This is a genomic window from Spirillospora sp. CA-128828 (assembly GCF_050945415.1).
In the GTDB taxonomy this organism is placed as follows: domain Bacteria; phylum Actinomycetota; class Actinomycetes; order Streptosporangiales; family Streptosporangiaceae; genus Spirillospora.
The window spans coordinates 4,984,712-5,002,713 of sequence record NZ_CP191986.1; the positions used below are offsets into that span (position 1 = coordinate 4,984,712).

Genomic DNA, 18,002 nt, shown 5'->3' on the forward strand with positions numbered 1-18,002 from the left:
CGGATCGCCGGGGGCACGGCGCGGTCCGGACCCTTTCCCAGCTCACTCACACACGGGAGTTTCACGTGACGAACACCGCCCCATCGACCGCCGGCGCGGCGTCCGCGCCCGGGGCGGGCGACTTCGCCGCTCGGGCCCAGCAGATCGCGAAGGTGTACGGGCGCGGCGACGCCCAGGTCGTCGCGCTCGACGGGGTCACCGTCGGCATTCCCCGCGGCCGGTTCACGGCGATCATGGGGCCGTCCGGGTCCGGGAAGTCGACCCTGATGCACTGCATGGCGGGGCTGGACTCGGTGGACTCCGGGCAGGTGTACATCGGCGACACCGAGTTGACGCGGCTGAAGGACAAGCAGCTCACCCGGCTGCGCCGCGACAAGATCGGGTTCATCTTCCAGGCGTTCAACCTGGTGCCGACCCTGACCGCGCTGGAGAACATCACGCTGCCGATGGACATCGCGGGCCGGAAGGCCGACAAGGACTGGCTGGACGCGGTGATCGACACGGTGGGGCTGCGGCCGCGGCTGAAGCACCGCCCGACGGAGCTGTCGGGCGGGCAGCAGCAGCGGGTGGCGTGCGCCCGCGCCCTGGCGTCCCGGCCGGAGATCATCTTCGCGGACGAGCCGACGGGGAACCTGGACTCGCGGTCCGGCGCGGAGGTGCTGGGGTTCCTGCGGGACTCGGTGCGGCGGATGGGCCAGACGATCGTGATGGTCACCCATGACCCGAACGCGGCCGCGTACGCCGACCAGGTGCTGTTCCTGTCCGACGGGCAGATCGTCGACACGATGGCCGAGCCGACGGCCGAGCGGGTGCTGGAGCGCATGAAGGGCTTCGACGCCGGCGGCCACAACACCGGCCCCGTGGGCACGCCGGAGTCCGGGGTGTCGGCGCGATGATGGGCAAGGTCACGCTCCGCAATCTCGCGGCGCACAAGATCAGGCTGGTGCTGACGGCCGTCGCGGTGATCCTCGGCGTCGCGTTCGTGGCCGGCACGCTGATCTTCACCGACAGCATGAACAAGCAGTTCGACGACCTGTTCAGCCGGGTCGGCACCAATGTCGCCGTGGACGTCCGGGCCAAGAAGGTCGTCGAGGGCGACGACGACGGCATGGCGGTGCAGCCGGTGCCGGCGACGGTGCTGAAGGCCCTGCAGGGCGTCGAGGGCGTCAAGGACCCGAAGGGCAACGTCAGCGGGTACGCGGCGGTCGTCGGCAAGGACGGGAAGATCGTCGGGACGGCGCAGAACGGGCCGCCGCAGATCGGAACGAACTGGACGACGGGCGGGTCCTACGACCTGAAGTCGGGCCGCGCCCCGCAGGGGCCCGGTGAGGTCGTCATCGACGCCAAGACCGCGGAGAAGGGCAAGCTCGCCGTCGGCGACACCACCCGGGTCGTCACCGCCGGGCCGCCCGCCCGCATGCGGATCGTCGGGCTGGCCGACACCGGGAACCTGATGGGCGCGACGCTCACCGCGTTCGACACCCCGACCGCGCAGAGGCTGATGCTGAAGCCCGGCTACTTCACCGACATCGAGATGGGCTCGACCGGCGTGTCGCAGGCCGAGCTGCGCGACCGGGTCGCGAAGGTCCTGCCGTCCGGCACGGAGGCCGTCACCGGCGAGAAGCTCCGCGAGGAGACCAAGAGCGACATCGCGACGATGATGAACTTCTTCCGGATCTTCCTGCTGGTGTTCGCGCTGATCTCGATCTTCGTCGGGTCGTTCATCATCTTCAACACGTTCTCGATGCTGGTCGCGCAGCGGACCCGGGAGCTGGCGCTGCTGCGCGCGATCGGCGCGGCCCGCGGGCAGGTGACGCGGGCGGTGATCGGCGAGGCCGTCGCGGTCGGTGTGGTCGGCTCCACGCTCGGCCTGGCGGCCGGTGCGGGTCTGGCGTCGCTGCTGCAGACGCAGATGGGCGACGCGGGGCAGGGCGGGCTGACGTTCACCAAGACCCCGGTGATCTGGGCTTACACGGTCGGCATCGTCGTGACGGTCGTGTCGGCGTACTTCCCGGCCCGCCGCGCCGCGAAGATCCCGCCGGTCGCGGCGATGCGCGACGACGTCGCGCTGCCGCAGCGGTCGCTGCGGATCCGTATCGCGCTCGGGTCGCTGCTCACCCTCGCGGGCGCCGGGCTCATCGGCGCCGGGCTCGCCGGGAACGGCGGGAGCCCGGTGGCGCTGGTCGGGGTGGGCGCGTTCGCGGTGTTCATCGGCGTCGCGATGCTGGCCCCGGTGATCAGTGTGCCGGTGGTGAAGGTGCTCGGCGCGCCGTTCGCGCGGCTGATGGGCGCGCCGGGGCGTCTCGCGCGGCAGAACGCGCTGCGCAACCCGCGCCGCACCGCCGCGACGGCGGCCGCACTGATGATCGGACTGGCGCTGATCACCACGGTGAACGTGCTCGGCGCGACGATGCGGGCGTCGGTCGACGAGCAGGTCGACGCGCAGTTCGGCGCCGACTACCTCGTCCAGTCCGAGGGTGCGGGCAGCATCGGCGGCGAGGTCGCCGGCAAGATCGGGTCGACGCCCGGGGTGACCTCCGCGACCCCCACCTACGCGGGCGGCGCCAAGATCGACGGGAAGAAGGCGTCGTACATGTCCGGCGACGTCGCGGTGATCGCCAAGGCCGCCAAGCTGAAGGTCACCTCCGGTGGCACCCGGATCGGCGACGCCGGGATCATGGTGAACGAGGACACCGCGAAGGACCACGGCTGGAAGGTCGGGGCGGTGGTGCCCGTCCAGTTCACCGACGGCAGGACCGAGCGGCTGACGCTGACGGGCGTGTTCGCCAAGAGCAACCTGATCGGCAACACCATCATCTCCCAGCCGGCGTACCTGCGGCACACCGTGAAACCGTCCGTGGACGCGATCGTGGTGGACGCGGCACCGTCGGCGGCGACGAAGACGGCGCTGGAGTCGACGCTGAAGGACTACCCGAACCTGAAGGTGTCCGACCAGACGTCGCTGAAGGCCGACGCCCGCAAGCAGGTCGACGGGTTCGTGACGTTCCTGACCATCCTGCTGGCCATGTCGGTCATCATCGCCGCCGTGGGCGTCGTCAACACGCTCGCCCTGTCGGTGATCGAACGGACCCGGGAGATCGGGCTGCTGCGCGCCATCGGCATCAGCCGCCGCCAGCTGCGCCGCATGATCCGCGTCGAGTCGATCGTGATCGCGGTGTTCGGCGCGGTGCTCGGCATGGGCATCGGCGTCGCGTTCGGCGCGGCGCTGCAGAACGCCCTGGCGGACCAGGGCCTCGGCGTCCTCGCCGTCCCCTACGGGACGCTGGTGATCTACCTGGTGGTGGCCGCGGTCATCGGTGTCCTCGCGGCGCTGTGGCCGGCGTGGCGGGCGGGACGCATGGACGTCCTCAAGGCCATCTCCACCGAGTGACCCCGGACGGGCCGCCCCGAACCGGCGGCTGACAAGAACAAGACCCGGTCCCCCAACGCGGGGGGCCGGGTCTTGTTCCGTGCGGGAGGCGCGCCGGGAGAGGCTACTCCTCGGGCTCGGCGTCGTCGGCCGGGGCCGCGTCGGCCCCGGTCGCGCCGGGCGCCACCGCGGCCTTGGCGACCGCGTCGGTCGCGCTGACCGTGGTGTTCTCCGGGAAGTGGCAGGCGGCCAGGTGGCCCGGGCTCAGCTCCACCAGCGGCGGCTCGACCTGCTTGCAGATGTCCTGCGCCTTCCAGCAGCGGGTGTGGAACCGGCACGCGGGCGGCGGGTCGAGCGGGCTCGGCACGTCGCCCTGCAGCCGGATCCGCTTGCGGTCGCCGCGCTCGCTCGGGTCCGGGACCGGAACCGCCGACAGCAGCGCGTTGGTGTAGGGGTGCATGGGCCGCTCGTACAGGTCGGCCCGGTCCGCCAGCTCGACGATCTTGCCGAGGTACATGACGGCGACGCGGTCGGAGATGTGCCGGACCACCGACAGGTCGTGCGCGATCACCACGTAGGTGAGGTCGAGCTCGTCCTGAAGGTCCTCCAGCAGGTTGACGACCTGCGCCTGCACCGACACGTCCAGCGCCGACACCGGCTCGTCGGCGACGATCAGCTTCGGTTTGAGGGCCAGGGTGCGGGCGATCCCGATGCGCTGCCGCTGCCCGCCGGAGAACTCGTGCGGGTACCGGTTGTAGTGCTCGGGGTTGAGGCCGACCAGCTCCAGGATCTCCTGGACGGCCTTCTTCACGCCCTGCTTGGCCTCGATGTTCTGCAGCCGGAACGGCGCCCCGACGATCGCGCCGACCGTCTTGCGGGGGTTCAGCGACGAGTACGGGTCCTGGAAGATCATCTGGAGGTCGCGGCGGAGCGGCCGGAGCCGGCCCTGCGACATCGTGGTGATGTCCTGCCCCTCGAAGGTGATCTTCCCGAAGCTCGGGTCCAGCAGCCGCATGATCATCCGGCCGGTGGTGGACTTGCCGCAGCCCGACTCCCCCACCAGCCCGAGCGTCTCGCCCTTGCGGACCGAGAACGACACGCCGTCGACGGCCTTCACCGCCGCGACCTGCCGGCGCAGCAGCCCCGCGGTGACGGGGAAGTGCTTGCCGAGGTTGTCCACCTCCAGCAGCGGCTCGCCGTCCCGCACGGGGCGGGTCTCCTCGGCCGGACGGGTCTCGCCCGCCGGGGTCTTGGTCGTGTTCACAGTCTCGTTCCCACCTGTGCTCGTCACAGCTTCGCCCGGATCTCGTCGTTCCAGATCTCGCGCTTCTTCTCCAGGGGGAGGTGGCACGCCGCCTTGTGGCCGGGCTCGACCTCGACCAGCTCGGGCCGCTCGGTCGTGCTCTTGTCGCCGTTGAGGTCCTTGTAGGGGCAGCGCGGATGGAACGCGCACCCGGACGGCACGTTGATCAGGCTCGGCGGCGACCCCTCGATCGGCAGCAGCCGCTCCGACCGCTCCCGGTCCAGCCGCGGCATCGACCCGAGCAGACCCCACGTGTAGGGGTGCAGCGGCCGGTGGAACGCGTCGTCCACCGACGCGTACTCCGCCGCGCGGCCCGCGTACATCACCAGGATGTCGTCCGACAGCTCCGCGACCACCCCGAGATCGTGGGTGATCATGATGACGGCGGAGTTGAACTCCTGCTGCAGGTCGCGGATCAGGTCCAGGATCTGCGCCTGCACCGTCACGTCCAGCGCCGTCGTCGGCTCGTCGGCGATCAGCAGCTCCGGGTCGCACGACAGCGCCATCGCGATCATCGCGCGCTGCCGCATGCCGCCGGAGAACTGGTGCGGGTAGTCGTCCACCCGCTTGTCCGGCTTCGGGATGCCGACCTTGCCCAGCATGTCGATGGCGTGCTTGCGGGCCACCGCCTTGGACACGTCGTTGTGCACCCGGTAGGCCTCGATGATCTGCTTGCCGACCGTGTAGAAGGGATGCATCGACGACAGCGGATCCTGGAAGATCATCGCCATGTTGCGGCCGCGGAGGCGGCGCACCTCGCCCTGCGAGGCGCCGACGATCTCCTTGCCGTCCAGCCAGATCTCCCCGGACACGTCGGCGTTGCGCCGGTTGTGCAGGCCGAGGATGCCGAGGCTGGTCACGCTCTTGCCGGAGCCGGACTCGCCCACGATCCCGAGGGTGCGGCCGCGTTCCAGGGCGAACGACAGCCCGTCGACGGACTTCACCAGCCCGTCGTCCGTCGGGAAGTGGATCTTGAGGTCGCGGACCTCCAGGAACGAGGTGGGAGCCTCGCCGGTGCCCGCGGTGTCCGCGGCGGGCGCGGTGCCGGTCATCAGCCAAGCCTCACTCTCGGGTCGACGACGGCGTACAGCATGTCGACGATCAGGTTGATCACGACGATGGAGGTCGCGGTCAGCAGCGTCACGCCGAGCACCATGGGCAGGTCGCCGCCGCGGATCGAGCTGATCGCGAGCTGGCCCAGCCCCGGGATGCCGAAGGTGTTCTCGGTCAGGACCGCGCCGCCGAGCAGCAGCCCGAGGTCGAGGCCGAAGATCGTGAGGATCGGCGTCAGCGAGGCGCGCAGCGCGTGCCTGGTGACGACGGTCTTCTCCGGCAGCCCCTTGGCGCGGGCGGTGCGGATGTAGTCCTCGTTCATCGTTTCCAGCATGCCCGCTCTCGTGAGCCGCGCGTACATCGCGGCGTAGAGAAAGGCGAGCGTCACCCAGGGCAGCACCAGCGCCTCGAACCATTTCACCGGATTGTCGAGGAAGGGCGTGTAGCTGCCGCCCCCTGGGAAGATCTTGATGCTGTAGGAGAACAGGGCGAGCGAGACCAGGCCGGTGAAGTAGATCGGCAGCGACACACCGCTCAACGCGATGATCATCGTCGCGCGGTCCCAGATCGAGCCTCTTCGCAGCGCCGACACCACGCCGGTGGCGATGCCGCCGGCCAGCCAGACGATCGCGGCGCCGAGTGCCAGCGACAGCGTCGCAGGGGCGCGGTCGAGCAGGGTCTCAAGGACCGGCTGGCTGCTGCGGAACGAGTAGCCGAGGCACGGCGCCGGGCAGTGGTCGGTCACCGGGCCGGCCTTGTAGTCCTTGCCGACGGCGATCGCCTTCAGGTAGTTGCCGTACTGCACCACGACCGGCTTGTCCAGGCCGAGCCGCTCCTTGGTGTCCTGGATGGCCTCCGCGGTCGGCGCCTTGCCGACGTAGGACGCCGCGATCTGGTCGGTGGTCTGCCCCGCCAGCTTCGGCAGCCAGAAGAAGATGCCGAAGGTCACCAGGCTGACCAGCAGCAACATGATGACGGCACCGATGAGCCGCCGGATGATGTATGCGAACACATTGCTCGGCCCCACCCGCCGGCCGGCGGGACCGGTAGGTCCCTGCCGGGCCGGCGGGCGTCGCCTTCACCTGCCTTCAGATGGACGCACGGACGAAGCGGAGTGTCACTCCACGCCCATGTTCAGGTAGTCGTACATTCCGCCGTAGCCGTAGGTGATGCCGGCGTTGGTCACGCGCTTCGGCCGGTACATCAGGGCCTTGGCGTAGATCAGCGGGACCTCCATGGCGTTCCCCATCGCCGTCTTGTCGACCTCGCCGTAGGCCTTCAGGCGGGCGGCCTCGTCCGGGTTGGCGATCGCGTCGTCCAGCCCCTTGTTGACCGCGGGGTCGTCCATCTCGGCGAGGTTGTTGCCGCCGGACGGCTTGATCGCGTCACCGTGGATGATCTGCGAGAGGAAGCCGTAGCCGGTCGGCCAGTCCGCCGCCCACGCCATGATCATCATGCCGATGCCGTGGTCGTGCACGTACTTCGGCACGCCGACGTACTTGTTGAAGTAGTCACCGGCCGGGAACTGCACGATGCTGACCTTGATGCCGACCTTGGCGAGGCTCTGCTGGATCGCCTCGGCCATCGCGACTTCCTTCGGCCGGTCCGACCGCGCCGAGATCTTGGTGGAGAAGCCGTTCGGCTTGCCGCACGCCTGCAGCTCCTGCTTGGCCTTGGCCAGGGTGGCCTGGTCGAGGCCGCCGCCCTCCGCCTGCTTCTGCGGGTACAGGTCGAACTTGCTGTACCCGGACACCGTCGGCGGCAGGATCGTGGTGGCGATGTCGCCGCCGGCGAGCGGGCCTCCGTAGGCGGTCTGCGCGGCGACCTTGTCGGTCGCGTACTGCACGGCGATGCGGCAGTGCTGGTTGTCCAGCGGCTTGACGTGCTGGTTCAGCGACATGAACCGCAGGAAGCCCTGGACCGGGTTGTCGACGTACGGCTTCTGCTCGGGGGTCAGCACCTTCGGCTGGGTTCCCGCCTGGACGCCGACGCCGGCGATGTCCATGTCCAGCGATCCGGCGAGCAGCCGCTGGTCGATGTCGTCGGCGTTCTGCTTGATCTGCACTTCGATCTTGTCAGGCAGAGCCTTGCGGAGCGGGTCGGTGCTCTGGTTCCAGTTCGGGTTGCGCGACAGCGACATGGACTTGCCGCGCGTGTAGTTGTCGATCTTGTACGGACCGCTGGAGACGATCGAGGTCTCGTACTTGGTGCCGGTGTCCTTGGCCTTCGGCACCGGGATCGACTGCGACATCGCGACCAGGTAGTCGAACTCCTGGAACGGCGCGTTCAGGTGGAAGATGATCGTCTGGTCGTCGGGGGTCTCGATCGACTTCAGGCCCTCGTCGCTCTTGTCCTCGTACGGGCCCTTGTAAGCGGGCTTGTTGTCGACGAGGTACTGCTTGAAGTACTTCGGCCCGAGCTGCAGCTCCTTGGTGAAGTTGCTGCGCTCGATCGCGTACTTCACGTCCTTGGACGTCACCGTGGTGCCGTCGTCGTACTTGACGCCGGTGCGCAGCTTGTACGTCCAGGTCTTGCCGCCGTCGCTGGACTGGCCCATGTCGGTGGCCAGGTCGGGCGTGATCTCAAGGCTCTCCTTGCCCGCGGCCGCCTTGAACGTGGTCAGGCCACGGCCGTAGAGGCGGGCGAAGTTCTGGGAGAACGCGTAGTAGGTGTTGCCCGGGTCCGGCGAGTCCCAGTCGTCGGAGTCGGCGAACTTGAGCGTTCCGCCCTTCTTGTCCGACTTGTTGACCTGGGCCTGGTTGCCGGCGTTGTAGCCGGGGCCGCTTCCGGACCCGCCCGAGTCACCGCCGCCACAGGCGGCGAGCCCCGCGGCCGCGACCACGCCGGCCGCGAAGACCGCGATTGGTCTCATCTTGTTCATGTGCAGGCGCACCCCTTCAAATAGACGGGTCCGTTGAACCCGAGTCACTTGCCCCGAGGGTCGAGAGCGTCCCGCAGCCCGTCACCGAAGAGGTTGAAGGCGAGGACGGTGATGAAGATCGCCATACCGGGGATGATCATGTAGGCGGGGTCGGAGGAGTAGATCGGCACCGCGAGCGTCAGCATGCCGCCCCAGGACGGGGTCGGCGGGATGACACCGACGCCCAGGAACGACAGCGCCGCCTCGAACAGGATGTTCGTCGGGATCAGCAGGGTCGAGTAGACCAGGATCGGCGCGACGAGGTTCGGCAGGACCTCTTTGAACAGCACGTAGGAGTTCCGGGCTCCCATGCTGCGGGCGGCGTCGACGAACTCGCGCTCCCGGAGCGACAGCGTCTGACCCCGGATGATGCGGCCGATATAAGGCCAGTTGAAGAACCCGATGACCACGACCAGCACCGAGATCCGCAGCCCGTTGCCGTTCAGCCCGAACGCCCCGTCGGACACGACGCCGACCAGCGCGATCGCGAACAGCAGCAGCGGGAAGGCGAGGAAGGCGTCCATCGCACGGCTGATCAGGTAGTCGACCCAGCCGCCGAAGTAGCCGGCGACGATGCCCGCGACCGTCCCGATGACCACCGACATCAGGGTGGCCAGGAACGACACCAGCAGCGAGATGCGGGCGCCGTGCACGATCCGGGCGAGCATGTCGCGGCCGGTGCCGGGCTCCACGCCGAGCCAGTGGTCGCCGCTGATGCCCGAGTGCCAGATCCCGGACTTCGGCCGGTTGTAGGTCGGGTCGATCAGGTTCTGGTGGTAGGTCAGCGGGTTCTGCACGAAGAACGGGCCGAAGATCGCGATCAGGATGAGCACGATGACGATGACGGCGCCGCTGAGTGCGATCTTGTCGCGCTTCAGCCGCATCCAGGCGATCTGCCCGAGGGACCGTCCCTGGATCTTCTTCCTGTCGACACCGGCGAGCACCGATTCCGGCTGCGCCTCGGCGTCGGACCCGGTCACCTCAAGGGGTGCGGCCACGCTCCATACCTCCTACCGTCCGGCCACTGGTTCGGCCATGCCGCCGGCGAGTGACCGGCGGTCGCGGAGATCATCCGCTGCCCCCGTGCCCGTTACGCCGCGTTTGCTGAAGGGAAACGTAGTCCTTCGGGCACGACTCTCCATCCGTGAGGCGACCTTCGCCAGTACCCGTATCTGACTTGTGATCTCGTCGTCATCTGGGCAACACGCAGTCACTCAACACTTCGGACAAATCGCCCGAATAGTACGTTCCGGTAACCCCTGCCAGGCAAGCGAAGGCCGGTCTAGACCGGCAAAGTTTACCGTACTGAGTCCGTTCCGATATCGATTCTCCGCAGGTCAGAGCGTGGAAGCGGAGAAACGGCGGGCCGGGACGTCCCCATCGGGGTGGATACGTCCCGGCCCGCCGTCACGCTGCGCACACGGTGAACCGCGCGCCGCTCTCAGGAGACGCCGCCCGGCGAGATGCCGCTCAGGAGATGCCGCGGTCGCGAAGGATCTTCTCGATCTCCGCCATCTCGGGGTCGCCGCCGCGCTGCGCGGGGCCCTCCACGGCGCCCTTCGGCTTCCCGCCGCGCCCCGCGGACCGCCGCCCGGCGCCACCCTCGGCGGCCTTGCCGGACTTGCCGGACTTGCCGCCCTCGGTGCCCGCGCGGCGGCTCAGCATCGCCCCGGACGTCATGTAGAGCAGGACGGCCAGGCCCGCCACCGCGACGCCGGCCCACTTCACCGGGCTGAACGCCAGGTCGACGAAGAACTCCGTCACCCCGGTCATCGCCGCCGCGAGCGGCACCAGCGACAGGGCCGCACCGCGCATCCCCGTGCCGGCGCCCCGGCGGCGGTAGGCGCCCCAGCTGATCACCAGACCGACCAGGGTCACCCCGAGACTGATCGCGAATATGGCTGCGTCGCTCATGCCGGCCCCTCACTCCGTACGGTGGTGCTCTCTCCATCGTCACACGCGAGGCGCCGGTCCTGCTCCTCCCGGCGGACGGTTTGCGGCCGGGCCGTCCTCCTCCTGCGGCGTGAGTGGGTCACCGCCCGGCAACGGTGCGGCGACGGCCGGGTCGCCGCCGGCTCAGCCCGCCAGCGACGCCAGCATCGCCAGGTTCACCTGGCGCAACGAGGCGACCACCGTGCGTCCCGGCGCGGGCGGGATCGGCAGGACGCCGGGGACCGCGACGGTGACGCAGCCGGCCGCCTCCGCCGCCGCGACGCCGTTCGGGGAGTCCTCCAGCACCACGCAGCGGGCGGGGTCGGCGCCGAGCCGGGCGACGGCGGTCAGGTACGGCTCGGGGTCGGGCTTGGTCCGGGTCACCTCGTCGCCGGCGACGCTGAGTGCGAAGTGCTCGCGGCCGACGGCGTCCAGCACCGGCTCGATCAGCCGCCGGTGACTGGAGGACACCAGCGCCGCGGCGATGCCCGCCGCGCGGACCTCGGCGAGGAGGTCCTTGGCGCCAGGCATCATCGGGACGCAGGTGCTGAGCCGCTCGGCCATGCCGTCCAGCATCCGCCGGCCGACCTCCTCGCGGGGGGCGTCCGCGCCGGTCAGCTCCAGCATGTAGTCGACGGCGAGGTAGAGGGAGCCGCCGACCAGGCGCTCCTGGTGGGCGGTGCTCCACTCGCCGCCCAGCCACGCCATGACCTCCGACTCGACCTCCAGCCAGACGCGTTCGGAGTCGATGAGCAGGCCGTCCATGTCGAACAGCACGGCTTGCGGGAGGCCAGGGGTCACGTCTCTCCTCACGGGGCGAAGGGGCGGGGACCCACCCTATCCGCGCGGCCGGAGGCGGCTCCGGGCCGTCCACATGCTGGAAGGGCCGCTCCTCTTGGACGGGGTGTGCAAAGAGACGGTGACGGAAGGGTCACCGGGCCGATACCGTGCCAGCAGTGACTACCAACGGGTAAGGAACGGCATGAGCGCGTACCGCATCATCCTCGTCGGCACCGACGGTTCAGACTCCTCGTTCCGCGCGGTCGACCGGGCCGCGCAGCTGGCCGCCGCCACGGGCGCCACCCTCCTGCTCGCCTCCGCCTACAGCCCGATGCCGGAGCGCGAGCGGGCGAGCGCCGCCGACCGGCTCGGCGACCTGGCCTACAAGGTGCAGGGGTCCACGCCCGCCGACGACGCGCTGCGGGCCGCGCGGGAGCGGGCCGTCGCGGCCGGCGCCACCGACATCGAGCACGTCGCCGCCGAGGGCGACGCCGTCGACGTCATCAGCAGGATCGCCAAGGAGCGCGGCGCGGACCTCGTCGTGGTCGGCAACCGCGGCCTCAACAGCCTCGCGGGCCGCATCCTCGGGTCCGTGCCCGCGAACCTGTCGCACCGCTCCCCCTGCGACGTGCTGATCGCGCACACCACCCCCCGCGGCCGGTGACCGGATCGTGACCCGGGTTCCGCCGCGGGCGTACAGGGCGGGGTCTGGCCTCCTGTGGGGTGGGGTACGTCACTGTCAGGACGTAGGCTGACAGCCACCGATCATGAGCGGGGACCCCGCCCCGGGAATGACGGCCCCCGTCGGTGACGCTGTACCTGGGCGTCGGAAGGAGGCAGCGCGTGATCGAGCTGGAAAGCGTGCCGGAACTCGTCGATCCGGTGCTCGTGGCCGCCTTTGAGGGGTGGAACGACGCCGGTGAGGCCGCCAGCGGGGTGATCGCGCATCTGGAGTCCGCCTGGGAGGCGGTGCCCATCGCCGAGCTCGATCCGGACGACTACTACGACTTCCAGGTCACCCGCCCGATCGTGGAGATGACCGACGGCGAGACCCGCGGCATCACCTGGCCGACGACCCGCGTGTCCTGGACGCGGCTCCCCAACGGCAAGGACGTCGTGCTGCTGCACGGGATCGAGCCGAACATGCGGTGGCGGTCGTTCTGCCGCGAGCTGGTCGGGCTGATGCTGGAGCTGGAGATCCGCAACGTCGTCCTGCTCGGCGCGCTGCTCGCCGACGCCCCCCACACCCGCCCGGTGCCCGTCACGGGCGCCGCGTCCGAGGCCGGGCTCGTCAGCACCCTGCACCTGGAGCCGGCCCGCTACGAGGGGCCGACCGGGATCCTCGGGGTGCTCCAGGACGCCTGCGCCAAGGCCGACCTCGACACCGTCTCGCTGTGGGCCGCGGTCCCCCACTACGTCGCCCAGCCGCCGTCTCCGAAGGCGACCCTGGCGCTGCTGCGCCGCGTCGAGGACCTCCTGGACGTCACCGTCCCGCTCGGCGAGCTGCCCGAGGAGGCCCGCGCCTGGGAGCACGGCGTCAACGAGCTCGCCGAGGAGGACTCCGAGGTCGCCGAGTACGTCCGCACGCTGGAGGAGCAGAAGGACGCCACCGAGCTGCCCGAGGCGAGCGGCGACGCCATCGCCCGCGAGTTCGAGCGCTACCTGCGCCGCCGCGATCCGGAGTGATCGCCGCCGGTCGCCCCTGACCGCGCCCGCTCGCCTCCGGCGGCGGCGCGCGGGGAAGGGCCCGCGGCCCGGACGCGGTCTCGGGCGGCCTGGCCCTGTATAGGGTGGCGGGCCTAACGTGATGTGCGGCGACCGATGACCGGACGGGTGAGGGAGCGCAGGTTTTGCCGGAGGCCCAGCCCCTGCATCCTCATGATCCGGCGCGTCTCGGCCGCTACGAGCTGCTCGGGCGGCTCGGGTCCGGCGCGCAGGGCACGGTCTACCTCGGTGAGGGCGCGGACGGCGAGCGCGTCGCGGTCAAGCTGCTGCGGGTCCAGTTCGACGACGACGACACCGCGCGGGCCCGGTTCGTCCGCGAGGCGGAGGTCGCCAAGCAGGTCGCCCGGTTCTGCACCGCCCAGTTCCTGGACGCCGAGGTCGCCGGGGACAGCCCCTACCTGGTCAGCGAGTACGTCCCCGGCGAGGCGCTGAACCGGCTCGTCGCGCGGGACGGGCCGATGGGCGGCGGCGCGCTGGACCGGCTCGCCGTCAGCACCGCCAGCGCGCTGACCGCCATCCACCGCGCCGGGATCGTGCACCGCGACCTCAAGCCGCACAACGTGCTGCTCGGCCCCGACGGGCCCCGCGTGATCGACTTCGGGCTGTCGCGCGTCCTGGACGCCGCCAGCGCGGTGAGCAGCCGCGCGGTCGGCACCCCCGCGTACATGGCGCCCGAGCAGGTGTCCGGGGAGGACGTCGGCGCCGCCGCGGACGTGTTCGCCTGGGGCGCGACGATGACGTTCGCGGCGACCGGGCGGCCCCCGTTCGGGTCCGACTCCGTCCCGGCGGTGATGTACCGCGTCCTGCACCACGAGCCCGACCTCGGGGACCTGGAGGGCGAGCTGCGCGAGCTGGTCGCGGCCGCCCTGGACAAGGACCCCGCGCGGCGGCCGACGGCGGCGCAGCTGCTTCTGCGGCTCGTCGGCCACGAGGACGCCTTCGAACCCGCGCCCGCCGCGGCCGCGCCCGGCGAGACCCCGCCGGCCGAAGCCCCGCCCGCGGGGGCGGGCTCCACCGAGGGTACGGACGGCACCGGCACGCTGCCGCCCGTGGCCACCGACCCGCGTCCCGGCGGCGGGCGCCCCGGGCGGCGGCGCCTCGGCCGGCCGCTGGCCGCGGCCGCCGCCGCGGTGGTCGTGGCCGCGGTCGTGGGCGCCGCCGGATACGGGCTGCTGGACCGGCATCGGGGCGGACCGTCCGGGCCCACCGGGACGCACGGCGGCGGGCCGATCTCGGCTCCGACGACGGCGCGGCACTCGTCCGGGCCGTCGTCGGCGTCGCCCACCACCGGCCGTACTTCCAGAAGGCCGCCCACCACGGCGGGCCGTCCCGGGCCGGGCCAGGGGACGCGGCCGGGCGGAGGGAACGGCGACCCGCCGACCTCCAGTGACCCGCCGCCCACACCCGTCGTGCTCGGGTCCCCCGACCCCGGCAGGTACTGCGCTGCCCGCGACCGCGACGCCGTGTTCCGCTCCGGCGACTGGTACTGCGTCCCCCGCGGCGGCGACATCGGCGTGGACACCAAGATCACGATGACGCTGGTGTGCACGTCGCAGTACCGGCCGGACGCCGAGGCGCGCCTGCGCGGCGACGCGGGCACCCCGTCCGACTGGGACTGCTACGTGCTGGAATGACCCGGCTCGGCCGGCGGAGGGTCAGAGCGTGACGCCCAGCAGGGCGTCGGCGATGGCACGGGCCTGCGCCGGGGCGGCCTCGTCGGCGCCGTCGGCGGCGCCCCAGCCGTCGATGGCCGCCAGTGCGGCCGGGGCGTCCAGGTCGCCGGCCAGGTGGTCGCGGACCGCGGCGGCCAGCGGTGCGGCGGGCGGCCCGGACGGGCGGGCCACAGCGGCGCGCCAGCGGCCGAGGCGTGCGGCGGCCTCGTCCAGGGCGGCGGGCGTCCACTCCCAGTCGGCGCGGTAGTGGTGGGCCAGCAGCGCCAGCCGGATCGCCATCGGGTCGGTGCCGCTCTGCCGCAGCTTCGACACGAACACGAGGTTGCCGCGCGACTTCGACATCTTCTCGCCGTCCAGGCCGACCATGCCCGCGTGGACGTAGGCGCGTGCGTGCGGCCGCTCCCCCGTGGCGACCTGGGCGTGGGAGGCGCCCATCTCGTGGTGCGGGAACGCCAGGTCGGAGCCGCCGCCCTCGACGTCGAACGCCATGCCGAGGTACTCGACGGAGATCGCGGAGCATTCGACGTGCCAGCCGGGGCGGCCCTCGCCGAACGGGGACTCCCAGCCGGGCTCGCCGGGGCGTTTCGCCATCCAGAGCAGGGCGTCCAGCGGGTCGCGTTTGCCGGGCCGGCCGGGGTCCCCGCCGCGCTCGGCCGACAGCGCCGTCATCTCGTCCCGCGGCAGCCCGCTGACCTGCCCGAACGCCGGGTCGGCGGCGATCGGGAAGTAGGTGTCGCCGGACACCTCGTAGGTGGCGTCCCGGCCGCGCAGCTTCTCGATCATCTCCACGATCAGCGGGATCGCCTCGACCGCGCCGATGTACTGGTCGGGTGGCAGGACCCGCAGCGCGGTCATGTCTTCGCGGAACAGCTGGATCTCCCGGTCGGCGAGCTCTCGCCAGTCCTCCCCGGTCTGCTGGGCACGTTCCAGGAGCGGGTCGTCGACGTCGGTGGCGTTCTGGACGTAGTGCACCCGGTGGCCGAGGTCCTGCCAGACCCGGTTGACGAGGTCGAACGCCAGGTAGGTGTTGGCGTGGCCGAGGTGGGTCGCGTCGTAGGGGGTGATCCCGCACACGTACATCCGGGCGGTTTCGCCGGGCGTCGTGGGACGTGTCTCCCCCGTCCCCGTGTCGTGCAGGCTCAGCGGCCGTGCCGCGGCGGGCAGTCCCGCGTCGGACAGGCTGGGGACTTCGGGGGCGGGCCACGATCGCATACCCGAAAGCTTATCCATGCGCAGTTCGCGGCATGAATCCGAGATCATGGCATCTGCGGGGGGCGGCCGGTCAGGGGGCCGTCAGGCGGGGCGGACGCGCGGGTCCAGGACCGAGTAGCCGATGTCGACCAGCAGGTTCGCCGCGACCACGAAGAACGTCACCAGCAGCGTCACCCCGATGATCACCGGGGTGTCGCCGAGGGCGATGGACTGGTAGACGAGCTGCCCAACGCCCTGCAGCCCGAACACCTTCTCGGTCACGATCGTGGATCCGATCAGCGCGCCGAGGTCGATGCCGGCCTGGGTGACGACCGGGGCCAGCGCGGCCCGCAGCCCGTGCCCGCACACGACGCGGCGCTCCGGCAGGCCCTTGGCCCGCGCGGTCCGCACGTAGTCCTCGCCCAGGACGTCCAGCATCGCCCCCCGGGTGAGGCGGGTGTAGGAGGCCATCAGGAGGAACGCGAGCGCGATCCACGGCAGGACCATCCGGCGCAGGAAGTGCTCCTGCAGCGGCGGCCCCGCCTCGAAGACGTGGACGCCGCTCTGCCCGAGCCTGGTCGCGAACACGTAGAGCAGCACCAGCGCCATCACGAACGGCGGCGTGGACAGGCCGGCGAGCACGAAAACGGTCGCGGCCCGGTCCCACAGGGTCCGTGCCCTGGTCGCGCTGAGCACGCCGAGCAGGACGCCGCCGGCGGAGCACAGGACGCCGGCGCCGGCCACCAGCCACAGCGTCGCCGGGAGGCGGTCGCCGATCAGGGCGGTGACGGGTGTGCCGTTGACGTAGGAGTCGCCGAGGTCGCCGCGCAGCAGCCGCTCGGCGAACCGCCAGTACTGGACGGGGACGGGCAGGTCGAGCCCGAGGTTGCGGCGGATCTGGTCCAGCATGCCGGTGGTCGCGCGGGGCCCGCCGATGACCCGCTCCACCGGGACGGGCGACAGGTGCAGGAACGCGAAGACCAGCGTGGACACCAGCCACAGCACGATGACCGCGTACAGCAGGCGGCGGAGGAGGAAACGCGCCACGGGCGCTCACCTCCCCCCGGCGGGGCGGTCGCCGCCCGGGTCCAGGGCGTCGCGGATCCCGTCGCCGAGCAGGTTGAACGACAGCGTGGTCAGCAGCAGCAGGCCGCCCGGGACGGCGAGCAGCCACCAGGCGGTCTGGAACACGTCGCCGCCCTCGCCGAGCATCGACCCCCAGCTCGGCATCGGCGGCCGGACCCCGGCGCCGAGGAAGGACAGCGTCGCCTCGAACACGATCGACGCCGGGATCAGCAGCGAGGTCAGCACGGTGATCTGCGCGACCAGGTTCGGCAGGACGTCGGCGAACATGATCCGGACGTTGGAGGAGCCGAGCGCCCGGGCCGCGTCGATGAACTCCCGGCGCTTCAGCGCGACCACCTGCCCGCGGATGACCCGGCCGAACGCCGCGAACTGGAAGAACGCGATCACCACGATCGTCAGGGTGAGGCTCGCGGCGACCGAGGAGATCCGGAACGTGGTCGCCAGCGTGATCGCCACCAGCAGGTACGGCAGCGCGAGCGTCGTGTCCATCAGCCGGGCCAGCAGCGTGTCCAGGGCGCCGCCCGCGAACCCGGCGAGCGTCCCGGCCGCCGTGCCCGCGGCGGCGGCGAGCAGGGCCGCGAGGACCCCGACGGCCAGGGAGATCCGCGCGCCGTAGGCGGCCCGGACGAGGACGTCGCGGCCGAGCTGGTCGGCGCCGAGCGGGAACCGGGCGCCCGGCCCGCGGGGCTGCCCGCCGGCGTCCAGGCCCGTCCGCGGGAACGTCGCGTCGTAGGGGTGGCCGGTCAGCTGCGCCCACAGCGGCGCCAGCGCCGCGAACGCCACGATCAGCGCCAGGACGGCGAGGGCCGCGACCGCGAGCCGGTCGCGGCGGAACCGGCCGCACGCGAGCTGGAACGGGGTGCGGCACTCCACCGGCGCGGCGCCGCCCGCGGCCTCCGGCGGCCTCCGGGTCCCGGTCTCGGCCCGGCGCCTCCTCGGCGCCGCCTCCGACGAAGATCGCATTAAGTA

Annotated in this window: 15 protein-coding genes; 5 read left to right on the forward strand and 10 right to left on the reverse strand. The window is 71.5% G+C overall.

All coding sequences use genetic code 11. The features are described from left to right. Positions 1-65: 65 nt before the first annotated feature. Positions 66-896, forward strand: a complete 831-nt coding sequence (locus ACQPXG_RS24490; RefSeq protein WP_433461445.1) for an ABC transporter ATP-binding protein — start codon at positions 66-68, stop codon at positions 894-896. Then, a complete protein-coding gene (locus tag ACQPXG_RS24495) occupies positions 893-3,391 on the forward strand; it encodes an ABC transporter permease (RefSeq protein ID WP_433461446.1) in 2,499 nt (832 codons plus the stop codon). The genes ACQPXG_RS24490 and ACQPXG_RS24495 overlap by 4 nt, the downstream gene beginning before the upstream one ends. Positions 3,392-3,494: 103 nt before the next feature. Here ACQPXG_RS24495 and ACQPXG_RS24500 read toward each other — a convergent pair whose 3' ends face one another. The 7 genes from ACQPXG_RS24500 to ACQPXG_RS24530 all read right to left on the reverse strand — a co-directional run bounded on the left by ACQPXG_RS24500 (position 3,495) and on the right by ACQPXG_RS24530 (position 11,379). Next, positions 3,495-4,634, reverse strand: coding sequence for an ABC transporter ATP-binding protein (locus ACQPXG_RS24500; protein WP_433461447.1), 1,140 nt, complete (start codon positions 4,632-4,634; stop codon positions 3,495-3,497). Between the two features lie 23 nt (positions 4,635-4,657). Further along, a complete protein-coding gene (locus ACQPXG_RS24505; RefSeq protein ID WP_433461448.1) occupies positions 4,658-5,725 on the reverse strand; it encodes an ABC transporter ATP-binding protein in 1,068 nt (355 codons plus the stop codon). Further along, the gene (locus tag ACQPXG_RS24510) at positions 5,725-6,738 is read right to left on the reverse strand and encodes an ABC transporter permease (RefSeq protein ID WP_433461449.1); all 1,014 of its coding nucleotides are present in this window, start codon (positions 6,736-6,738) and stop codon (positions 5,725-5,727) included. The genes ACQPXG_RS24505 and ACQPXG_RS24510 overlap by 1 nt, the downstream gene beginning before the upstream one ends. 105 nt (positions 6,739-6,843) lie before the next feature. Continuing rightward, a complete protein-coding gene (locus ACQPXG_RS24515; RefSeq protein ID WP_433461450.1) occupies positions 6,844-8,598 on the reverse strand; it encodes an ABC transporter substrate-binding protein in 1,755 nt (584 codons plus the stop codon). Between the two features lie 53 nt (positions 8,599-8,651). After that, entirely contained in the window at positions 8,652-9,644 is a 993-nt protein-coding gene (locus ACQPXG_RS24520; RefSeq protein ID WP_433461451.1) for an ABC transporter permease, read from the reverse strand. A 472-nt stretch (positions 9,645-10,116) separates the two neighbouring features. Continuing rightward, the gene (locus tag ACQPXG_RS24525; protein WP_433461452.1) at positions 10,117-10,560 is read right to left on the reverse strand and encodes a hypothetical protein; all 444 of its coding nucleotides are present in this window, start codon (positions 10,558-10,560) and stop codon (positions 10,117-10,119) included. A gap of 162 nt (positions 10,561-10,722) precedes the next feature. Next, positions 10,723-11,379: an HAD family hydrolase gene (locus tag ACQPXG_RS24530; RefSeq protein ID WP_433461453.1), complete on the reverse strand. Its 657-nt coding sequence runs from the start codon at positions 11,377-11,379 to the stop codon at positions 10,723-10,725. A gap of 181 nt (positions 11,380-11,560) precedes the next feature. Between ACQPXG_RS24530 and ACQPXG_RS24535 the strand changes: the two genes are divergently transcribed. The 3 genes from ACQPXG_RS24535 (at position 11,561) to ACQPXG_RS24545 (ending at position 14,717) form a co-directional block, all read left to right on the forward strand. Further along, entirely contained in the window at positions 11,561-12,022 is a 462-nt protein-coding gene (locus ACQPXG_RS24535) for a universal stress protein (protein WP_433461454.1), read from the forward strand. 179 nt (positions 12,023-12,201) lie between these two features. Next, positions 12,202-13,044: a PAC2 family protein gene (locus ACQPXG_RS24540; RefSeq protein WP_433461455.1), complete on the forward strand. Its 843-nt coding sequence runs from the start codon at positions 12,202-12,204 to the stop codon at positions 13,042-13,044. A 164-nt stretch (positions 13,045-13,208) separates the two neighbouring features. Beyond that, on the forward strand, positions 13,209-14,717 hold the full coding sequence (locus ACQPXG_RS24545) for a serine/threonine-protein kinase (RefSeq protein ID WP_433461456.1): 1,509 nt from the start codon (positions 13,209-13,211) through the stop codon (positions 14,715-14,717). Between the two features lie 21 nt (positions 14,718-14,738). Here the strand turns inward: ACQPXG_RS24545 and mshC are convergent, their stop codons facing one another. The 3 genes from mshC to ACQPXG_RS24560 form a co-directional block, all read right to left on the reverse strand. Beyond that, the gene (gene mshC / locus ACQPXG_RS24550) at positions 14,739-15,968 is read right to left on the reverse strand and encodes a cysteine--1-D-myo-inosityl 2-amino-2-deoxy-alpha-D-glucopyranoside ligase (RefSeq protein ID WP_433461457.1); all 1,230 of its coding nucleotides are present in this window, start codon (positions 15,966-15,968) and stop codon (positions 14,739-14,741) included. Positions 15,969-16,049: 81 nt separating this feature from the next. Beyond that, the gene (locus tag ACQPXG_RS24555) at positions 16,050-16,994 is read right to left on the reverse strand and encodes an ABC transporter permease (protein ID WP_433461458.1); all 945 of its coding nucleotides are present in this window, start codon (positions 16,992-16,994) and stop codon (positions 16,050-16,052) included. Positions 16,995-17,000: 6 nt separating this feature from the next. Continuing rightward, positions 17,001-17,996 (reverse strand): ABC transporter permease, encoded by a 996-nt coding sequence (locus ACQPXG_RS24560; protein WP_433461459.1) that lies wholly within the window; start codon positions 17,994-17,996, stop codon positions 17,001-17,003. Positions 17,997-18,002: the final 6 nt, after the last annotated feature.

Coding starts and splice junctions, on each gene's coding strand:
- ACQPXG_RS24495 (WP_433461446.1), top strand. CDS start 893: ATGATGGGCAAGGTCACGCTCCGCAATCTCGCGGCGCACAAGATCAGG.
- ACQPXG_RS24505 (WP_433461448.1), bottom strand. CDS start 5,725: ATGACCGGCACCGCGCCCGCCGCGGACACCGCGGGCACCGGCGAGGCT.
- ACQPXG_RS24515 (WP_433461450.1), bottom strand. CDS start 8,598: ATGAGACCAATCGCGGTCTTCGCGGCCGGCGTGGTCGCGGCCGCGGGG.
- ACQPXG_RS24525 (WP_433461452.1), bottom strand. CDS start 10,560: ATGAGCGACGCAGCCATATTCGCGATCAGTCTCGGGGTGACCCTGGTC.
- ACQPXG_RS24535 (WP_433461454.1), top strand. CDS start 11,561: ATGAGCGCGTACCGCATCATCCTCGTCGGCACCGACGGTTCAGACTCC.
- mshC (WP_433461457.1), bottom strand. CDS start 15,968: ATGCGATCGTGGCCCGCCCCCGAAGTCCCCAGCCTGTCCGACGCGGGA.
- ACQPXG_RS24560 (WP_433461459.1), bottom strand. CDS start 17,996: ATGCGATCTTCGTCGGAGGCGGCGCCGAGGAGGCGCCGGGCCGAGACC.